The sequence below is a fragment of the Cryobacterium sp. AP27 genome (genome assembly GCF_056680495.1).
In genome coordinates, this window is sequence record NZ_CM155285.1 from 1219369 (window position 1) to 1239222 (window position 19854).

16 protein-coding genes are annotated in these 19854 nt (G+C 68.4%); 15 read left to right on the forward strand and 1 reads right to left on the reverse strand.

Annotated elements, in window-relative coordinates:
- Positions 1-21: 21 nt before the first annotated feature.
- The 15 genes from AC1MB9_RS05755 (at position 22) to AC1MB9_RS05825 (ending at position 18291) form a co-directional block, all read left to right on the forward strand.
- Positions 22-1029 carry a DUF4190 domain-containing protein gene (locus AC1MB9_RS05755; RefSeq protein WP_479964077.1) on the forward strand — a complete coding sequence of 336 codons (1008 nt, stop codon included), beginning with the start codon at positions 22-24 and terminating at the stop codon, positions 1027-1029.
- A 99-nt stretch (positions 1030-1128) separates the two neighbouring features.
- Complete coding sequence (gene pyrR, locus AC1MB9_RS05760; RefSeq protein ID WP_479964588.1) at positions 1129-1674, forward strand: bifunctional pyr operon transcriptional regulator/uracil phosphoribosyltransferase PyrR; 546 nt, start codon at positions 1129-1131, stop codon at positions 1672-1674.
- Complete coding sequence (locus AC1MB9_RS05765; protein WP_479964078.1) at positions 1671-2621, forward strand: aspartate carbamoyltransferase catalytic subunit; 951 nt, start codon at positions 1671-1673, stop codon at positions 2619-2621. The genes pyrR and AC1MB9_RS05765 overlap by 4 nt, the downstream gene beginning before the upstream one ends.
- Positions 2618-3985 (forward strand): dihydroorotase, encoded by a 1368-nt coding sequence (locus AC1MB9_RS05770; RefSeq protein ID WP_479964079.1) that lies wholly within the window; start codon positions 2618-2620, stop codon positions 3983-3985. The genes AC1MB9_RS05765 and AC1MB9_RS05770 overlap by 4 nt, the downstream gene beginning before the upstream one ends.
- Positions 3978-4535, forward strand: coding sequence for a PH-like domain-containing protein (locus AC1MB9_RS05775; RefSeq protein ID WP_479964080.1), 558 nt, complete (start codon positions 3978-3980; stop codon positions 4533-4535). The genes AC1MB9_RS05770 and AC1MB9_RS05775 overlap by 8 nt, the downstream gene beginning before the upstream one ends.
- Positions 4536-4539: 4 nt before the next feature.
- Positions 4540-5724 carry a glutamine-hydrolyzing carbamoyl-phosphate synthase small subunit gene (gene carA / locus AC1MB9_RS05780; RefSeq protein WP_479964081.1) on the forward strand — a complete coding sequence of 395 codons (1185 nt, stop codon included), beginning with the start codon at positions 4540-4542 and terminating at the stop codon, positions 5722-5724.
- Entirely contained in the window at positions 5724-9011 is a 3288-nt protein-coding gene (gene carB / locus AC1MB9_RS05785; protein WP_479964082.1) for a carbamoyl-phosphate synthase large subunit, read from the forward strand. Before carA ends, carB begins: the two co-directional genes overlap by 1 nt.
- Positions 9008-9898, forward strand: a complete 891-nt coding sequence (pyrF, locus tag AC1MB9_RS05790; protein WP_479964083.1) for an orotidine-5'-phosphate decarboxylase — start codon at positions 9008-9010, stop codon at positions 9896-9898. The genes carB and pyrF overlap by 4 nt, the downstream gene beginning before the upstream one ends.
- On the forward strand, positions 9891-10811 hold the full coding sequence (gene gmk, locus AC1MB9_RS05795; protein WP_479964084.1) for a guanylate kinase: 921 nt from the start codon (positions 9891-9893) through the stop codon (positions 10809-10811). Before pyrF ends, gmk begins: the two co-directional genes overlap by 8 nt.
- A 111-nt stretch (positions 10812-10922) precedes the next feature.
- The gene (gene rpoZ, locus AC1MB9_RS05800; protein ID WP_479964085.1) at positions 10923-11180 is read left to right on the forward strand and encodes a DNA-directed RNA polymerase subunit omega; all 258 of its coding nucleotides are present in this window, start codon (positions 10923-10925) and stop codon (positions 11178-11180) included.
- Between the two features lie 23 nt (positions 11181-11203).
- Positions 11204-12418, forward strand: coding sequence for a bifunctional phosphopantothenoylcysteine decarboxylase/phosphopantothenate--cysteine ligase CoaBC (gene coaBC, locus AC1MB9_RS05805; protein WP_479964086.1), 1215 nt, complete (start codon positions 11204-11206; stop codon positions 12416-12418).
- Between the two features lie 124 nt (positions 12419-12542).
- Positions 12543-13736, forward strand: a complete 1194-nt coding sequence (gene metK, locus AC1MB9_RS05810) for a methionine adenosyltransferase (RefSeq protein WP_479964087.1) — start codon at positions 12543-12545, stop codon at positions 13734-13736.
- 42 nt (positions 13737-13778) lie between these two features.
- Positions 13779-15935 (forward strand): primosomal protein N' family DNA-binding protein, encoded by a 2157-nt coding sequence (locus AC1MB9_RS05815; protein ID WP_479964088.1) that lies wholly within the window; start codon positions 13779-13781, stop codon positions 15933-15935.
- Entirely contained in the window at positions 15935-16876 is a 942-nt protein-coding gene (gene fmt / locus AC1MB9_RS05820) for a methionyl-tRNA formyltransferase (protein WP_479964089.1), read from the forward strand. The genes AC1MB9_RS05815 and fmt overlap by 1 nt, the downstream gene beginning before the upstream one ends.
- Positions 16873-18291 carry an RsmB/NOP family class I SAM-dependent RNA methyltransferase gene (locus AC1MB9_RS05825; RefSeq protein WP_479964090.1) on the forward strand — a complete coding sequence of 473 codons (1419 nt, stop codon included), beginning with the start codon at positions 16873-16875 and terminating at the stop codon, positions 18289-18291. Before fmt ends, AC1MB9_RS05825 begins: the two co-directional genes overlap by 4 nt.
- Positions 18292-18396: 105 nt before the next feature.
- Here the strand turns inward: AC1MB9_RS05825 and AC1MB9_RS05830 are convergent, their stop codons facing one another.
- Positions 18397-19842, reverse strand: coding sequence for an HNH endonuclease signature motif containing protein (locus tag AC1MB9_RS05830; RefSeq protein WP_479964091.1), 1446 nt, complete (start codon positions 19840-19842; stop codon positions 18397-18399).
- Positions 19843-19854 lie beyond the last annotated feature (12 nt).

Genomic DNA, 19854 nt, shown 5'->3' on the forward strand with positions numbered 1-19854 from the left:
CTCAAGCAGTTCAGGGATCTGATGACCAGCACCGGACCGGATCAGCCCGAGAACCCGGAGCACCCCGAGCGGCCCGGGCCTCCGGCCGCGCAGACTGCTGCGGCGCCTAGAACCCCGCCCTTCCCGCAGGCGCCGGCTACGAACACTCTGGCCATCGTGTCGTTCGTCTCGGCGTTCTTCATCGGCGTTGTGGCCATCGTCACCGGCTTCATCGCCCTCGCTCAGATCCGGGCGCGCGGCGAGGCGGGGCGCGGGCTCGCCGTCGCCGGAATCATCATTGGCTCGACCGCGACCGTGTTCACCGCCCTCGCCGTGGTGTTCATGATCATCGCCGCGGCGACGATGGGCGTCATGTTCTTCTCCGTCGCGAGCGAGACGCACCAGTCCGGGCCGACGACCGCCACACCCACGCCGGATCCGACGAACGTGCCGGACGGCTCCGCCGAACCCTCCGGCCGACTCGGTGCCGCCGACTTCGACGCCGGGTACCTCGTGGTCGGCACCGGCCCGGTCGCCGTTGACGTGTACTTCGACCTGATGTGCCCGTATTGCCAACAATTCGAGCGCACGAACGGCGGCAGCCTCGCCCTCGCCGCCACGAATGACGTCATCACCCTCCGGCTTCACCCGATGACGTTCCTCGACCGTTTGTCCCTGGGATCGAACTACTCCACCCGGGCGTCATCCGCGCTCACCTGCCAGGCCACCCTCAACCCGGACCTGACCGTCGACTACCTCGCCGTCCTGTTCGCCAACCAGCCGGAGGAAGGCAGCGCGGGACTCTCCGATGACGAGCTCGTTGACCTCGCGCCCGGAGGCGTGAGCATTGCGGCGTGCGTGGCAAGCGGTTCCTACGCCGCCTGGTCGCAGGCCAACACGGACGCGGCGGTTACCGGACCCATCGACGGCGCGGAAATCCCGGCGATTTCCGGCACGCCCACCGTTCTCGTGGACGGCGCCGTGTACCAGGGCAGCCTCACCGACCCGGTGGAGTTCGCCCAGTTCGTCACGGGCGCCTTCACCCGCTGAGTCACGACGCCCCACCGGCATCCGCTACGCTGGACCGTGTAGACATTCCCAAATTGACATCCTTTAACAGCCGTCCTGTGAGACGGGGAAGGAGGTCGGCTGTTGGAACACATTGTGCTCACTCAGGCTGACATCACCCGCGCGTTGACTCGAATCTCCCACGAGATCCTGGAGTCCAATCGGGGTCCGGACAACCTCGTCATCCTCGGGATCCCCACCCGCGGCGTGGTCCTCGCCCGACGGATCGCGGAGACGATCGCCCGCATTGAACCCACCGCCACCCGGGTGCGGGCCGGTTCCCTCGACGTGACCCTGTACCGGGACGACCTCGCGCATACCCGCACCCGAACGCCCTCACGCACCGAGGTTCCCGGAAGCATTGACGGCGCCACCGTCGTGCTCGTCGACGACGTGCTGTACTCCGGTCGCACCATCCGCGCGGCGCTCGACGCGCTCGGCGACCACGGTCGGCCCAACAGTGTGCGCCTCGCGGTGCTCGTCGACCGCGGTCACCGGGAGCTGCCCATCCGGGCGGACTTCGTGGGCCGCAACCTGCCCAGTTCCACCGAGGAACGCATCAACGTGCACCTCGAAGAGACCGACGGCGACGAGTTCGTGTCGATCGAAGGAGGACGAGTCCAGTGAGGCACCTGCTGTCCACCCGCGACCTCGGTCGTGACCGAGCCATCGCGCTGCTCGATATTGCCGAAGACATGGCGGATGTCTCCCAGCGCGAGGTGAAAAAGCTCCCCACGCTGCGCGGCAAAACCGTCGTCAACCTCTTCTTCGAAGACTCCACCCGCACCCGCATCTCCTTCGAAGCCGCCGCGAAACGCCTGAGCGCTGATGTGATCAACTTCAGCGCGAAGGGTTCGAGCGTGTCCAAGGGCGAAAGTCTCAAGGACACCGCGCAAACGCTGGCCGCCATCGGCGCCGACGGGGTCGTGATCCGACACCCCGCGTCGGGCGCGCCCCACGTGCTCGCGCAGAGCGGATGGATCGACGCCGGAATCATCAACGCCGGCGACGGAACCCACGAGCACCCCACCCAGGCGCTCCTGGACGCGTTCACCATCCGGCGACGCATCCACGGTGCCGTCAGCCGGGGCAAGGGCCTCGACGGGGTGCGGGTCACCATCGTGGGCGACGTGCTGCATTCGCGAGTGGCTCGTTCCAACCTGTGGCTGCTGCCCACGCTCGGCGCCGAGGTCACGTTCGTGGCTCCGCCCACCCTGCTGCCCGCCGACACCAGCGGATGGCCGGCCACGTTCGGCTTCGACCTCGACACGGCCATCGACGCCCGCCCCGACGTGGTCATGATGCTGCGAATCCAGGCCGAACGCATGAGTGCGGCCTTTTTTCCCACCAGTCGGGAGTATTCCCGCGCCTGGGGGCTTGACAACGCGCGATTTAATCGGCTCGGCACGGATAGCATTGTCATGCACCCTGGCCCGATGAATCGCGGGCTGGAAATATCGTCCGCGGCGGCCGATTCGGTCAAGTCGACCGTGCTTGAGCAGGTCGCGAACGGCGTTTCCGTGCGGATGGCCGCCCTATACCTGCTGCTGTCCGGTGACCGAGAGGATGCATGATGCCCGCTGAGCCCCGCAAGAGCCAGACCTACCTGATTCGGGGAGCGACCCTTCCCGACGGTGCGCGCACCGACATTGTGCTGGAGAACGGACGGGTCCGCGAGCTCGGGGCGAGCCTGTCGCACCCGGGCGCCACCGTGGTGGACGCCGACGGGCTGATGGCCCTGCCCGGCCTGGTTGACCTGCACGCCCACCTGCGCGAACCGGGCTCCGAACAGAGCGAGACCGTTCTGACCGGGAGCCAGGCCGCCGCCCGCGGCGGCTTCACGAGCGTGTTCGCCATGGCCAACACCTCCCCGGCCCAGGACACGGCCGGCGTGGTCGAGCAGGTGCTCGCCCTCGGCGAACGTTCCGGCTACGTGGACGTGCAGCCGATTGGTGCCGTGACGGTGGGCCTGAAAGGCCAGCAGCTCGCCGAGATCGGGGCAATGGCCACCAGCCGGGCCCGGGTCCGGGTGTTCTCCGACGACGGGTTCTGCGTGTCCGACCCGCTGCTGATGCGCCGCGCGCTCGAATACGTGAAGGCCTTCGACGGCGTCATCGCCCAGCACTCCCAGGAGCCGCGACTGACCGAAAAGGCGCAGATGAACGAGGGCGCGCTGTCCGGCGAGCTCGGTCTCGTCGGCTGGCCCGCCGTCGCCGAGGAATCCATCATCGCCCGCGACGTTCTGCTCGCCGAGCACGTGGGGTCTCGCCTTCACGTCTGCCACGTCTCCACGGCCGGTTCGGTCGACGTCATCCGCTGGGCCAAGGCGCGTGGCATCAACGTCACCGCCGAAGTCACCCCGCACCACCTGCTGCTCACCGAAGACCTCGTCGCCGGGTACGACGCGCGGTTCAAGGTGAACCCGCCGCTCCGCCGCCGCGAAGACGTCGAGGCGCTGCGCGCCGGGCTCGCCGACGGCACCATCGACATCGTCGCCACCGACCACGCCCCGCACCCGATCGAGTCGAAGGACTGCGAATGGGATGCCGCGGCGAACGGCATGGTGGGCCTCGAGTCAGCGCTCTCCGTCGTGCACGCCGCCGTCGTCTCCACCGGGCTCCTCGGCTGGAACGACATCGCCCGGGTGCTGTCCGCCACACCGGCCCGAATCGGCCGCATCGCCGGCCAGGGCCAACCGATCACCGAGGGCGGCCCGGCCGAACTCACCCTCTACGACGCCTCGGCCAGCCGGGTCTTCACCCGATCCGACCTGTCCGGAACCAGTGTGAACTCCCCGTACCTGTCCATGACGCTCCCGGGCGTCGTGCAGGCCACCTTCCATCGCGGCTACCCCACCCTGCTTGACGGCATGCTGCGGGATCCCGCCGAGGTCGCCGCGGCCGCCCGCGCGCACAACGTGCAGGAGCACCATGGATAGGGCCGTTCCCACCCTCATCATCGCCGTGGTCCTCCTCGGCGTATTCACCCTCATGTTCCGCAGCTGGCGCAGACGCAGCACCCGCGACGCGGGCGTTGTCGCCGGCTACCCGGCGCCCGTCGGAACGGAAACGGCGCTGGCCCATGCCCGCGGCTACTACGTGGCGACCACCCCCCGCGACACGCCGCTCGAACGGCTGTTCATTCCCGGTCTTGCATTTCGGGCCAGGGCCGAAATCACGGCGACGGATGCCGGGGTGACCCTCGACCTCACCGGGACACGACCGGTCTTCGTTCCGGCCGACGCCATCGAACGTCTGACCCCGGCCACGTGGGCCATCGACCGCGTCGTCGAAACGGACGGCCTCGTGCTGCTCGGTTGGCGACTCGCCCCGACGCCCGGCACCGACCATGCGACAGAACCCGGCCGTTCGGTCGACAGCTACTTCCGCATCATTGACCCCAGCGATCGTGCCCGACTCGTCGACGCGATCCGTTCCATTGCAGCCGAGGCCACCGGGCCCGCTGACCGCAACGAAAGTGAGGTGTAGCTTGGTGTTCTCAGTCGCCGACTACAAGGCAATCAATCGAACGGCCCCGGCCGTTCTCATACTCGAAGACGGCAAACGCTTTGAAGGCCGTGCCTACGGCAGCGAGGGGCAAACCCTCGGCGAGATCGTCTTCGCCACCGGGATGACCGGCTACCAGGAGACCCTCACGGACCCCTCCTACGCCGGGCAGATCGTGCTCATGACCGCGCCCCACATCGGCAACACCGGTGCCAATGACGACGACATGGAATCACGCAAGATCTGGGTCGCCGGTTTCGTGGTGCGCGACCCCGCACGCATCTCCTCGAACCACCGGGCCACACGCACGCTCGACCACGACCTCGAAGAGGGCGGCATCGTGGGCATCTGCGGTGTCGACACGCGCGCCATCACCCGCCACATCCGCGACAAGGGTGCCATGCGCTCCGGGATCTTCTCCGGGGACCTGCTGGAACTCTCCGACGGCGAACAACTGGACCGCGTGCGCACCGGACCGGCCATGGCCGGCCGTAACCTCTCCGATACTGTCTCGACCGTCGAACCGTTCTCGCTCCCTCCCGTCGGAGACCGGATCGGATCCGTGGCCGTGCTCGACCTCGGGGTGAAGCAGTCGACCCTGAATCACCTCGCCGAGCGAGGCTTCGAGGTTCTCGTGCTGCCGCAGTCGGTCACCGCCGAGCACGTCTTGTCGCTGGGTCCGTCCGCGGTGTTCTTCTCCAACGGCCCCGGTGACCCGGCCGCGTCCACCGCGCACATCACACTGCTGCAGGAAATCCTGCGCGCCGGGGTGCCGTACTTCGGGATCTGCTTCGGGAACCAACTGCTCGGTCGCGCCCTCGGGTTCCCCACCTACAAACTGCCCTTCGGGCACCGCGGCATCAACCAGCCCGTGCTCGACAAGGCAACCGGCCGGGTAGAGATCACCTCGCAGAACCACGGCTTCGCGGTCGACATGCCCATCGAGGGCGTGCACGAATCCCGCACCGGCTTCGGCCGGGTGGAAGTCAGCCACTACAGCCTCAACGACCAGGTCGTCGAAGGCATTCGCTGCCTCGACCTCGAAGCGTTCTCGGTGCAGTACCACCCGGAGGCCGCAGCCGGCCCGCACGACGCAAACTACCTTTTTGATCGGTTCAGGGATGTGGTGGTCGAACGAAACGCGGCCGCCGGAGCAGGAGACGGCAAGTAATGCCCAAGCGCGACGATATCAACAGCGTCCTTGTCATTGGATCCGGCCCGATTGTCATCGGCCAGGCGTGTGAGTTCGACTACTCAGGAACGCAGGCGTGCCGCGTGCTGCGCGCCGAAGGCGTGCGCGTCATCCTGGTCAACTCCAACCCGGCCACGATCATGACCGACCCGGACTTCGCTGACGCCACCTACATCGAGCCGATCACCCCGGAGATCCTCGAAACGATCATTGCGAAGGAACGCCCCGACGCGATCCTGCCCACCCTCGGCGGCCAGACCGCGCTGAACGCGGCCATCGCGCTGCACGACCGCGGAATCCTCGAGAAGTACGACGTGGAACTCATCGGCGCCAGCTTCGACGCCATCAACAAGGGCGAAGACCGCCAGATCTTCAAGCAGCTGGTTCTCGACGCCGGCGCCGACGTGGCCCGCTCGCACATCGCGCACACCGTCGACGAGGCCGTCGGCTTCGCCGAGGACCTCGGCTACCCGCTCGTGGTTCGTCCCTCCTTCACCATGGGCGGTCTCGGCAGCGGCTTCGCGTACACCGAGCAGGAGCTGCGCCGCATCGTCGGCGACGGCCTGCACCACAGCCCCACCACCGAGGTGCTCCTCGAAGAATCCATCCTCGGCTGGAAGGAATTCGAGCTCGAGATGATGCGGGACACGGCCGACAACACGGTCGTCGTCTGCTCCATCGAAAACGTGGACCCCGTCGGCGTGCACACCGGAGACTCCATCACCGTTGCCCCCGCCCTCACGCTGACCGACCGCGAGTACCAGAACCTGCGCGACATCAGCATCGACATCATTCGCGCCGTCGGCGTCGACACCGGTGGCTGCAACATCCAGTTCGCGATCAACCCGGCCGACGGCCGCATCATCGTGATTGAGATGAACCCGCGGGTATCCCGTTCCTCGGCCCTCGCGAGCAAGGCGACGGGGTTCCCGATTGCCAAGATCGCCGCCAAACTGGCGCTCGGGTACCGTCTCGACGAGATCCCCAACGACATCACCGGCGTGACCCCGGCGAGCTTCGAACCCACGCTGGACTACGTCGTCGTCAAGGTGCCACGCTTCGCGTTCGAGAAGTTCCCGGCAGCCGACCCCCGGCTCACCACCACCATGAAGTCGGTGGGCGAGGCCATGGCCATCGGACGCAACTACGCCTCCGCGCTGCAGAAGGCCCTCCGCTCGCTCGAGAAGCGCGGCTCCTCCTTCCACTGGGGCGCGGAGGACCGCACGGTCGATGAGCTCCTGATCGAAGCGGAAATCCCCACCGACGGCCGCATCGTCACCGTGCAGCAGGCGCTCCGCAAGGGCGCCACCATCGTGCAGGTCTTCGAAGCGACCAAGATCGACCCGTGGTTCATCGACCAGATCGTGCTGATCAACGAGGTCGCCGAGGCCGTCGCCCGCGCCGAACGCCTCGACCGTGACGTGCTGCTGCACGCCAAAGACCACGGCTTCTCCGATGCGCAGATCGGCGAGCTCCGCGGCTTCGGCGAAGCGGATGTGCGCAAGGTGCGTCACATCCTCGGCTTGCGCCCCGTTTTCAAGACGGTGGACACCTGCGCGGGGGAGTTCCCCGCCCTCACGCCGTACCACTACTCCAGCTACGACCAGGAGACCGAGGTCGTCCCGAGCGACCGGAAGAAGGTTGTCATCCTCGGTTCGGGCCCGAACCGTATCGGCCAGGGCGTCGAATTCGACTACTCCTGCGTGCACGCGTCCTTCGCGCTGTCCGACGCCGGGTACGAGACGATCATGATCAACTGCAACCCGGAGACGGTCTCGACCGACTATGACACCTCCGATCGGCTCTACTTCGAACCGCTCACCCTCGAGGACGTGCTCGAGGTCATCCACGCGGAGAGCCTCAGCGGCGAACTCGTCGGCGTGGTTGTGCAGCTCGGCGGTCAGACCGCTCTCGGCCTGGCGAAGGGACTCGAGGCCGCGGGGATCCCGATTCTCGGCACCAGCCCGGACGCCATCGACCTCGCCGAGGAACGCGGACTGTTCTCCGGCATCCTCGACGCCGCCGGCTTGCTCGCACCGCGCAACGCCGTGGCCATCGACTACGCCGGTGCCGTGGTCGCCGCCGAAGGGATCGGCTACCCGGTGCTCGTGCGCCCGAGCTACGTGCTCGGCGGGCGCGGCATGGAGATCGTCTACGACTCCGCGTCCCTTTCGGACTACTTCGCGCGCATGGAGGGACAGGGCATCATCGGTCCGTCGCACCCGCTGCTCGTCGACCGATTCCTCGACGACGCGATCGAGATCGACGTCGACGCCATCTACGACGGACACGAGCTGTACATCGGCGGCGTGATGGAGCACATCGAGGAGGCCGGCATCCACTCGGGGGATTCCAGCTGCACGCTGCCGCCCGTCACCCTGGGGCGCGCCGAAATCGACCGGGTGCGGGAGGCGACCCTCGGAATCGCGAAGGGAATCGGGGTGCGCGGACTGCTCAACGTGCAGTTCGCCATCGGAGCCGGCGTGCTCTACGTGCTCGAAGCGAACCCGCGTGCCTCGCGCACGGTGCCGTTCGTCGCGAAGGCCCTCGGCATCACCCTCGCCAAGGCCGCGGCGCTCATCATGGTGGGCACGACCATCGCGGAGCTCAAGGCCTCCGGCCAGCTGCCGGAGATCGACGGTTCGCGGGTACCGATGGAGGCTCCCGTCGCCGTGAAGGAAGCGGTTCTGCCGTTCAACCGTTTCCGCACGCCGGAAGGCAACGTCGTCGACTCCATCCTCGGCCCGGAGATGCGATCCACCGGCGAGGTCATGGGCATCGACCGGGACTTCCCGCGCGCGTTCGCCAAGAGCCAGCTCGCCGCCTACGGCGGAATCCCGCTCAGCGGAACGGTCTTCGTTTCGGTCTCCGACCGGGACAAGCGAGCCATCATCCTGCCGATGCTCCGCCTGCAGCAGTTGGGCTACGCGATCGCCGCCACCGAGGGCACCGCCGAGGTGCTGCAGCGCAACGGCATCCAGGCCCGGATCGTCACGAAGTTCAGTGAGAAAACCGGGGACGAAGACGTGTCGATCGTGGAATTGATTCGCCGCGAAGAGGTGCAGATCGTCATCAACACGCCCGGTGGGCGCACGGCCCGCGCCGACGGCTACGAGATTCGTGCGGCCGCCGTGGCCGGGGACCTGCCCCTGTTCACCACCATCGCGGAACTCAGCGCGGCGGTAGCCTCCATTGACGCGATTCGCGGCGGTTTCGAGGTGACCTCGCTTCAGGAGTATTCGATCGCGCGGACGGCGCTGCTGTGAGCCAGGGGGCGACGACGGTGACCACGTTCGGCGACCGCCTCGGTGAGGCGTTCGTGGAGCGTGGCCAGCTCTGCGTGGGCATCGACCCGCACAGCTGGCTGCTGGGGGACTGGGGCCTGGCCGATTCGGCGGCCGGCGCGGAGTCCTTCGGCCGCACCGTCGTCGCCGCGGCCGCCGGTCGCGCCGGGATCATCAAGCCCCAGGTCGCGTTCTTCGAACGCTTCGGATCGGCCGGCTATGTGGCCCTGGAACGAGTGCTGGCGGATGCCCGCGACGCGGGACTGCTCGTGATCGGTGACGTGAAGCGCGGTGATCTCGGAACGAGCGTTGAGGCCTATGCCGACGCCTGGCTGACGCCCGGATCGCCCCTCGAAGTGGACGCCATCACCGTGACGCCGTTCATGGGCGTCGGTTCCCTCCAACGTCCCATCGAAATCGCCCTGGAGCACGGCAAGGGACTCTTCCTGCTCGCGGCGACCTCCAACCCCGAGGCCGCCGCCGTGCAACAGGCGCTCGTCGCCGGGGGACCGAACGCCGGTCTCACCGTTGCCCGGGCCGTGCTCGACGACATCGGCCGCCGCAACGCCGAAACGGTGTCGGTGGCCACGCCCCCGTTCGGGTCGCTCGGAGTCGTGCTCGGGGCCACCCTCGACCTGGCCGAGTTCGGCATTGACGTGGCCGCGGCGCCGAAAACTCGCCGAACTCCTGTTCTCGCACCCGGCTTCGGACACCAGGGAGGGAATATTATGGATCTGATCTCGATATATGGTGAATACGCCGAAGGGGTTATCGTAAGTGAGTCGCGTAGTGTTCTCTCCCAAGGCCCCGATCGGCTTGCGGCAGCGATCGAGCGCCGCGCTAGTGAAGTAGGAGCCGTCCGTGGCTGAAAACCGTCCCACCCCACCCGAAGTCGACCGGGTCGCCGCCTCGCGCGCTGCCGTTGCCGCGCGCCGCGCCAGAGCCAGGGTCAAGGCGCAGATCGCCTCCGGCGAGCGCACGCCCCTCGAAGTTCTCGGCGCGGCGCTGAAAGATCCCCTGGGGGTGGAAGGCCGACTCCGGGTCACCGAGATGCTCGTGAGCATTCCCTCCATCGGCGTGACCAAGATGCAGCGCATCATCCACCGCCTCGAAATCTCCCCGTCGAAGCGTCTCGGCGGCCTCGGACGGCATCAGCGTGAGCGGCTGCGAGACTTCCTCTCCGAGCGGCCGACGCTGCGCCACGGCGCGCCCGACTCACGACTCATCGTGCTCGCGGGCCCTACCGCCGTGGGCAAGGGTACCGTCGCGAACCACATTCGCACGCACTACCCCGACGTGCACCTGTCCGTCTCCGCCACGACCCGTGCCCCGCGTCCCGGCGAGGTGGAGGGGGTCAGCTACTTCTTCGTCAGCAACGAGGCCTTCGACAGCATGACCGAATCGGGCGAACTGCTCGAATGGGCGACCGTGCACAACGCGTACCGCTACGGAACGCCGCGCGGACCGGTCGAGGCGGCCATCGCGGCCGGCAACAGCGTGCTGCTGGAAATCGACATCCAGGGGGCCAGGGCGGTACGCCGGGCCATGCCGGAGGCGAAACTCGTCTTTCTGCTGCCGCCCACCTGGGAAGAACTTGTGCGTCGGCTCGTCGGTCGCGGCACCGAGGATTCCGCGGAGCAGGCCCGCCGATTGGAGACCGCGAAGCTCGAATTGGCCGCTCAGGGCGAGTTCGACTACCGAATAGTCAACGCCGACGCATCCGAAGCCGCCCGGGAGGTCGTAGACTTGATGCAGGTACGCCCTGCGGCGGAAACGTCGTAGCGCCCGCTGAAGATTCTTCACGCGTCCTATGACGCGACCGTGCTGACCCAGACGCACTGTTTTATTTCGAACAGCCCTGTTCTCGAACTGCTCTAAAGGAGTGTGACACCAATGGCCAACAAGCCCACTGGCATCATTGACCCGCCCATCGACGACCTGCTCTCCAAGGTCGATTCCAAGTACGCACTCGTGATCTTCGCCTCCAAGCGCGCACGCCAGATCAACGACTACTACGCTGACCTGCACGAAGGCAGCCTCTTCGACAACGTGGGCCCGCTCGTCGACTCGAACGTGGAAGACAAGCCCCTGTCGGTGGCGCTGCGCGAAATCAACGAGGACAAGCTCACCTCGCGTCCCATCGTCGAGTAACTCGGCTCGCCCAAGCGCGCACGATGAAGACAGCCCGCACGATTGTCGTCGGTATCACCGGAGGCATCGCTGCCTACAAGGCCGTCAACATCGTGCGCGCTTTTGTGTTGAACGGCGACGAGGTGCACGTCGTGGCCACACCGGCGGCCCTGCGTTTCATCGGCAAGCCCACCCTCGAGGCCATTTCCCGGCATCCGGTGTATTCGGAGCTCTATGAGGGCGTCGCCGAGGTTCGCCACGTGGCCATCGGCCAGTCCGCCGACCTGATCGTCGTCGCCCCGGCCACCGCGAACACCATCGCCAAACTCGCGGCGGGCCTCGCGGACGACCTGCTCGGCAACACCATCCTCGCCAGCACGGCACCGCTCGTGATCGCCCCGGCGATGCACACCGAAATGTGGAATCACGCGGCGACCGTCGCGAATATCGCCACCCTCCGCAGCCGGGGCGTCACCGTCGTGGGCCCCGGCGTCGGCCGGCTGACCGGTCAGGATGTGGGCGCCGGCCGGATGGAGGAGCCGGACACGATCGTTTCGGCCGCCCTCGCGGCGCTCGGCGGGGCTCCGGGCTCCGACGCCCCCGAGCAGGATCTGCTGAACCGGCGAATACTGATCAGCGCCGGCGGCACCCGGGAGCCATTGGACCCGGTGCGCTTCCTGGGCAACCGGTCGAGCGGCAAGCAGGGCGTCGCCCTCGCGGAAGCCGCACGAGCCCGCGGGGCAAACGTCACCCTCGTGGCCTGCAACCTCGAGGTGCCCACACCTGACGGGGTGCATGTGGTGCAAGCCGGCAGCGCCCGCGACCTGCACGACGCGTTGCGCGCATCGGCCGCCACAGCCGACGTGATCGTGATGGCGGCCGCGGTGGCCGACTATCGACCCGCAGACGTGCGTGGTGACAAGATCAAGAAGGAAGACACGGGGGATACGCTCACGCTTGAACTCGTGAAAAACCCCGACATCCTCGCCGACCTCTCCGCCATGCGGCGACCCGGTCAGGTGATCGTGGGCTTCGCCGCCGAAACCGAGCCGGACGAGGATCGCCTCCTGGCCCTCGGACGCGACAAGATCACCCGCAAGGGATGCGACTACCTCGTGGTCAACCGGGTCGGGTGGGCTGAAGGTTTCGGCACGGACGGTAACACGGTTCTGCTGCTCGACCGGCGCGGAGATATAGTACAAGAGGCCTCCGGCAGCAAGATGTCGGTCGCCCACCGCATACTTGACGTGGTCGTCTAGACCCGCTTGCCGGGCCGTTTCGCGGTCTGGCCGATGCACAGCTTTTGCCACGCACAGTTTTCATTTGCACAGTCATTCATTCGCATAGTCTTTTCATTCAGACGCACCTATAGAGACGGGCCAGATGAGCGATCTTCGCCTCTTCACCTCCGAATCGGTCACCGAGGGCCACCCCGACAAGATCTGTGACCAGATCTCCGACAGCATCCTCGATGCCCTTCTCACCGAAGACCCGCACAGTCGAGTGGCCGTCGAAACTCTCGTGACCACCGGTCTCGTTCACGTCGCGGGCGAGGTCACCACCGAGGCGTACGTCGAGATCCCGTCGATCGTGCGCAAGTGCATCACCGACATCGGATACGACTCCTCCGACGTATGGTTTGACGGCCGGTCCTGCGGCGTGGAAATCTCCATCGGCGGGCAGTCTCCCGATATCGCCCAGGGCGTCGACAACGCGTTCGAGGCCCGGGAACAGTCGAGCCTCGACGACTACGACCGTCAGGGCGCCGGCGACCAGGGAATCATGTTCGGCTACGCCACCCGGGAGACGCCCGAGCTGATGCCGATCCCGATTTGGATCGCCCACCGGCTCGCGGAGCGTCTCGCCTACGTGCGCAAGTCGGGCGAACTCGACTACCTGCGCCCCGACGGTAAAACCCAGGTCACCATCGGCTACGACGGAATCGTTCCGCGCACGGTGGAGACCGTCGTCGTCTCAACGCAGCACGCGCCGTCCGTCACGACGGAGCGACTCCGGGCCGAGGTCAACGAACTTGTCATCCGCCCCGTACTGGACGGCATCGACCTCGATTCCTCGCACCTGGCCACGCTGATCAACCCCACGGGACGCTTTGAGATCGGTGGCCCGCAGGGCGACGCCGGGCTCACCGGGCGCAAGATCATCATCGACACCTACGGCGGATCCAGTCGGCACGGTGGCGGCGCGTTCAGCGGCAAGGACCCGTCCAAGGTCGACCGTTCGGCCGCGTACGCCATGCGGTGGGTGGCGAAGAACGCCGTCGCCGCGGGGCTCGCTGAACGCCTGGAGGTGCAGGTCGCCTACGCGATCGGCAAGGCCGCGCCGGTCGGTCTCTACGTGGAGACGTTCGGGACCGGCGTACTCCCGGACAACGAGATCACCGCGGCCATCCGCGACGTCTTCGACCTCCGACCCGCGGCGATCATCAATTCCCTCGACCTGCTGCGCCCGATCTACCAGCAGACGGCGACGTACGGGCACTTCGGCCGGGAACTGGCCGATTTCACGTGGGAGCGCCTCGATCGCGTCGACGACCTCCGAAGCTCCGCGGGGCTGTAGAGAAGGCACATCGATATTGACGGCGGCGGGGAGAGGGGCAGCGTGACTCGTTCCGGACTCGTGGCCCGGGTGCTCATCGACTCGCCTCTCCCGCAGCTGGACCACCTGTTTGATTACCGCATCCCCGAGGAGCTCGCCGACGTGGCGCGCCCCGGGGTGCGGGTGCGGGTGCCGTTCCGTTCCGGCGGGCGCATCATCGACGGTTACCTGATCGAGGTGATCGATCCGGCGACGGCTCCGAAAGAGCAGTTCTCCGGCACGTTGAGCCCGCTCGACGCCGTGGTGTCCGCGGCCCGGGTGCTCACCCCCGCGGTGTGGCGGCTCGCCCGTCGAGCGGCCGACCGGGCGGCCGGCAACGCGAGCGACATCATCAGGCTGGCCGTGCCGCCGCGCCAGGTGCGCGTCGAAAAGGCCTGGCTCATCGCCCAGGCCCCGCCGACCGCCCCGACCGCCCCGGCCGCGCCGCCCTCTGCGGCCGAGCCCGACTCGTCGGCCCAGCCGTCTCCGCCGGTCGAGCCTGTCGAGACCTCGCGGGCCGATCTGAGCTCGCCCGCCGACCCCACCTCACTGGCCCAGCCTGCCCCGACGGTCCAGGCCGCCGGAATCGCGGCCGGTTCGGTCCAGGCGCTGGCGGCACCGGCCTTCGTCGGCTACCCCACGGGACGCCTCGTCACCGCCATCATGGACCGCCAGCGCGTGGCCGTGGCCGCCATCCCGGACCTCGTGCACCTCGACGACGGCACCACCATCGGTCACTGGGCCCAGACCCTCGCCGAGCTCGGTGTCGCCACGCTCGCGACCGGCAAGACCGCCGTGCTCTGCGTGCCCGACTACCGTGACCAGGATCAGGTGCAGGCCGCCCTCGACCAATTGGCGCCGGCCGGATCGGTCAGCCGGGTCGACGCCCGGCAAAGCAACCCCGACCGCTACCGGGCATTCCTGGCCTGCCTCGGCCCCGAGCCGCGCATCATCCTCGGAAACCGGTCGGCGGTGTACGCCCCTGCGGCGTCCCTCGGCCTCATCGCGCTGTGGGACGACGGTGATCCCCTGTACGCGGAGCCGCTGAGCCCGTACGTGCACGCGCGCGACGCCGCCCTCATCCGCCGCGAGGAAGCCGACTGCAGTCTTGTGCTGATCAGCCACTCCCGCAGCGTGGAAACACAGCGTCTCGTCGAACTCGGGTGGCTGGGCGAGGTGCACCCCGCCGTCAACCGGCACCCACGCGTGATCCCCACCGATTTCCAGGCCGAGTCCGACCAGCAGGCCCGGGCGGCCCGCATTCCGACGGCGGCATGGAACGCCGCCCGGGAGGCCCTGCACCACGGCCCCGTGCTCGTGCAGGTCGCCAGCCCCGGGTACGCGCCCATGCTCGCCTGCCAGACCTGCAAGAAGGCGGCGCGCTGCACCACCTGCCAGGGGCCCCTCGGCCTCAGCTCGGCCCGTGCCGTGCCCGCCTGCCGCTGGTGCGGGGCGATCGCTGCCGCGTGGACCTGCATCCACTGCGAGGGCCACAAACTCCGGGTCGTCACCATGGGAACCGGCCGCACCGCGGAAGAGCTCGGACGCGCCTTCCCCGGAGCCCGCATCATCATCGCGGACGGCGAGCACTCGATCCAGTCGCTCGGCGCCGAGCCCGCGCTCGTGATCGCCACCCGCGGCGCCGAACCGATACCCGCGGGCGGCTACCGCGCCATCCTCATCCTCGACGGGGAACGGATGCTCGCCCGCGAATCCCTGCGCGTCGGCGAGGACTGCCTGCGCTGGTGGTCGAACGCGGCCGCCCTGGCCGCACCGGGCGCGCCGGTCGTCCTGGTTGGTGTGGGCGGCGCCCTCGCCCGGGCACTCAACGCCTGGCAGGCGGAGGCGTTCGCGAGTGCGGAACTCGCCGACCGACGCCAGCTGCGATTCCCACCCGCCGTGCGCGTGGCATCGGTCACCGGAACGGCCGCCGATGTGGACTCCGCCCTGGCCGCTCTGGGTGAGAGCGCGGGCGTCGACGTTCTGGGCCCGGTCGGCACAGAGGCACCCCTCGTGCGGGCGATCGTGCGGTTCGCGTACGCGAAGGGCGACGAGGTCTCTCACGCGCTCAAGGCATCCGTCGTACGCAACGCGGCCACGCGCCGTCGGCCCACGAAGTCGGGATCGTTCCAGCCGACGCCTACACTTAGAGTTCGATTCGACGACCCGGAGCTCCTGTAATGAAACTCATCTTCGCCGGAACGCCCGACGTCGCCGTTCCGAGCCTCTCGTCCCTCGCCGCGACAGAGCACTCAATCGAGGCCGTGATCACCCGCGCCGACGCGCCGCTCGGGCGCAAGCGCGTGCTCACCCCGTCGCCGGTCGCCGCGGCCGCCGAAAACCTGGGCCTGACCGTGCTCAAAACCAACCGCCTCGGCGCGGACGCGACCGAATCCATCGCGGCTCTGCAACCCGATCTCGGCGTCATCGTCGCCTACGGCGGCATCGTGCGCGAACCCCTCCTGTCCGTTCCTCGCCTCGGTTGGATCAACCTGCACTTCTCCCTGCTTCCCCGGTGGCGCGGAGCCTCACCGGTGCAACGCGCCGTCATCGCGGGCGACGCCGAGATCGGCGCCGCGGTCTTCCAGCTCGTGCGCGAACTCGACGCGGGCGCCGTGTTCGACAGCTTCAGCCAGCCGTTGGACGCTCATGCCACCTCGGGCATGCTGCTCGACTCGCTCAGCCACAGCGGCGCCGAGCTGCTGCTCCGCGTGGTCGACGACCTCGGCCGCGGCAGCGTCACGGCCATGGAGCAACGCGGCGAGGTGACGCTGGCACCCAAACTCACCATCGATGACGCACACATCGACTGGGACCAGTCTGCCGCGGCGGTCTACAACCAGGTCCGCGGCGTGACCCCGGAGCCGGGTGCCTTCACCACCGTGACCGGCGCACGCCTTAAGATTCTTGACGTGGCCCCCGTCGTGCCGAGCGCAGACCGCGACGACGCCGCAGACCCACCCATTCCCGCAGGGCATATCCTGCAACGAGAAAGAACGGTGCTGATTGGCACACGGACGACGCCGCTAGAGCTTCGACGTGTACAACCGGCCGGAAAGACAGCAATGACAGCAAACGACTGGTGGCGCGGAGTGGCAGCAGACGAGGTGGTCGCTTCATGAATGACCGCGTCCAACTTCCGAAATCCCGTGCGGCGACCACCGAATTCGTACAACCGGCCCGGCGCGTGGCCTACGAGGTCATTGCGGCCGTTCGTGAATCCGACGCGTACGCGAACCTGCTGCTGCCCACCCGCATCCAGCGTGCCGCGCTGAACACCGCGGATGCGGCCCTCGCCACCGAGCTGACCTACGGCACCCTGCGCATGCAGGGGTTCTACGACCGGGTCATCGCCCTGGCCGCGAACCGCTCCGTCGACGCGATCGATCCGGCCATCCTCGACGTTCTCCGCCTCGGCACGCATCAGCTCCTCGCCACGCGAGTCGCCACCCATGCCGCCGTCAACGAATCGGTCTCCATCGCGAAGCAGGTCGGCTCCCGATCCGCGACCGGATTCACGAACGGCGTGCTGCGCACCATTTCGCGTTCCAGCGCCGAGGAATGGCGTGAACGGGTGCTCGAGGGAGCCGCCGGCGTCGACGACCGTCTCGCGGCCGAGCACTCGCATCCGTCCTGGGTCGTGCGTGCGTTCCGGCAGGCCCTCAAGGCCGAGGGGCGCGAAGATGAGATCGAGGGTCTGCTCGCGGCCAACAACGTGCCCGCGAAGGTGAACATGGTGGCGCTTCCCGGTATCGCGACGGCCGAGGATGAGGCCCTGCTGGGCACGCCGGACGCCTACGCGCCCACCGGGCATGTCCTGGCCGGGGGAGACCCGTACCACCTCATGACGAAGGCGAAGGGGCGCATTCGCGTGCAGGACGAGGGCTCGCAGCTCGCGGCGCTCGCACTGTCCCGGGCCCGCCCGATCGAGACCGGCGAACGCTGGCTCGACCTCTGTGCCGGCCCCGGCGGCAAGGCCGCGCTGCTGGCCGCCGAAGCCAGGGCCCACGGCGCCGAACTCGTCGCCAATGAGCTCGTGCACAGCCGGGCGACGCTCGTGCGCAACGCGCTCGCGGCGATCCCGGAGAACGTCGAGGTGTGGGAGCTTGACGGTACCCGCATCGCCGAGCTGCACCCCGGCGAGTTCGACCGGATTCTGCTCGACGCCCCGTGCACGGGCCTGGGCGCCTTGCGTCGCCGCCCGGAGGCCCGTTGGCGCAAGCAGCCGAAGGACGTCGCCGAGCTCGCCGGGCTGCAGTCCGGCCTGATCGAGGCGGCCCTCGGCGCGCTCAAGCCCGGCGGGCTCCTCGCCTACGTCACCTGTTCCCCGCATACCGCGGAGACGCGCGGCATCGTGGCGACCGCGCTCAAGAAATGGTCGGGCAAGGTCAGTGCCCTCGACACGGCCGCGGTCGTGCAGTCGCTGAGCAACTCCGAACTCGACCTGGCCGGCGACCCGTCGAGCGTGCAGCTCTGGCCGCACCGCCACGGCACCGACGCCATGTTCATCACTCTGCTCGAGCGTCTTCCGGAATAGCGACATCGTGGGCCGATGGAGAACACGACATTCTCTGCCGTCCCGGATGACGCGTTCCCTCATCAGCGCAGTCTCGCCGCGCTCCCGCGCCCTCCGGGTTTCGGGCTAGGCGGGGTTGGTGTGGTGGAGGGCGAGCATGAGCGGGTTCTTGCTGGGCAGGGGGATGAGGGCCTGTTCCGGGTCCACGCTGGGTGGTGGTCTGAGCCAGTAGCGGCCGTTGTCGTGCCGGATGCGCCAGCCGTCGTTGTGCAGGCGGAGGTGGTCGCGTCGGCAGAGCAGGCAGCCGAGGTCGATGTCGGTGTCACCGTGGTCGGTGGTCCATTCGTTCAGGTGATGCACCTCGGTGAATGAGGGGGGTTGGTCGCAGCCGGGCCAGAGGCAGCCGCCGTCACGCACCCCGAGGGCGATGCGTTGCTTCGGGGTGAAGAATCGGTGGGTGCGTCCGACGTCGAGGGCTCGTCCGGTGGTGTCGACGGTCACGTCGACCCAGCCGGCGTCGCAGAGTTCGCGTTGCACGGTTTGCCAGGACACCGGGGCGGGGTTGCCTTCGAGGAGGGCGTGTCCGGTCTGCTCGGTGAGCGCCTTCTGCGTCACGATCACCCGCACGGCGGGGCGGCGTCCGCCGAACACCCGGCCCGGGTCGACCTCGGCGGCCTGGTGCAGCAGGTCGGTGAACGCGTCGGCGGCGATCTGGTGCAGGGTGCGCGGGTCGGTGCGGATCCGGGCGGCCCACGCCGCCTTCTCCGGGTCGACGAACCGCACCCCGCCGCGCCGGGGGCTGGTCACGCAGTCGAAGGTGGACATCCACCATTCGCCCTGCTCCGGCGCCAGCAGCGCGTTGACGGCGACCATGCCGTCGGCGCGGCGGAACACCGTGAATCTCGTGTCGTCCCGAGCCTGCTTCTCGTGGGCGGCGATGCCGGCCTCGTCGAGTTCGTCGCGCAGCCGACGGGCCCGCTTGAACAGTTGATCCGTCGTCAGGCTCGGCGCCTCCGTCAACACCCGGGTGAGGGCCGTGGCGAGCTTCTCGGCCGTGACGGACGCGTCGGTGTCTCCGAGGCCGCGACGGACGGCATCCGCGGCATCGACCGACAGGACGCCGGCGGTGACCGCGTGCACGAGGGGCGCCTGCCACGGAACCGGGACGACCGGCAGGTGCGCGTCCGGGTGCCGCCCGGCCTCGTGCGCGGCGTTCTCGGCCGTGGCGGTGTCGGCCATCAGGGTTCCGGCGGCGACGAGCTTGGCCGCGTCACCCCGCGTGGTGCCGGTGGCGTGCTGCACCATCGCCTCCGGCGTGACGAACCCCTGCCGCGCCGACAGGCCGTTGCCACCGAACTCGCGTCTCGACCGGGCGCTGATCGTGCCGGACAGAAACGCCGAGTACGTGTCGCTCAGCCGGCGAAGGTCAGCGATCGGCCCCCGCGCCTCCAACACCCGCTCGTCGGACAACCCCGCGAAATCCGCACTCGAAGAGCCGTACGCCGCGACCGCCGCGGCGGCCGCACGCAACTGCTCATCGAGACCATCGACGGCTTCCCGGAGGCTTTCCATACCCTCATGCTG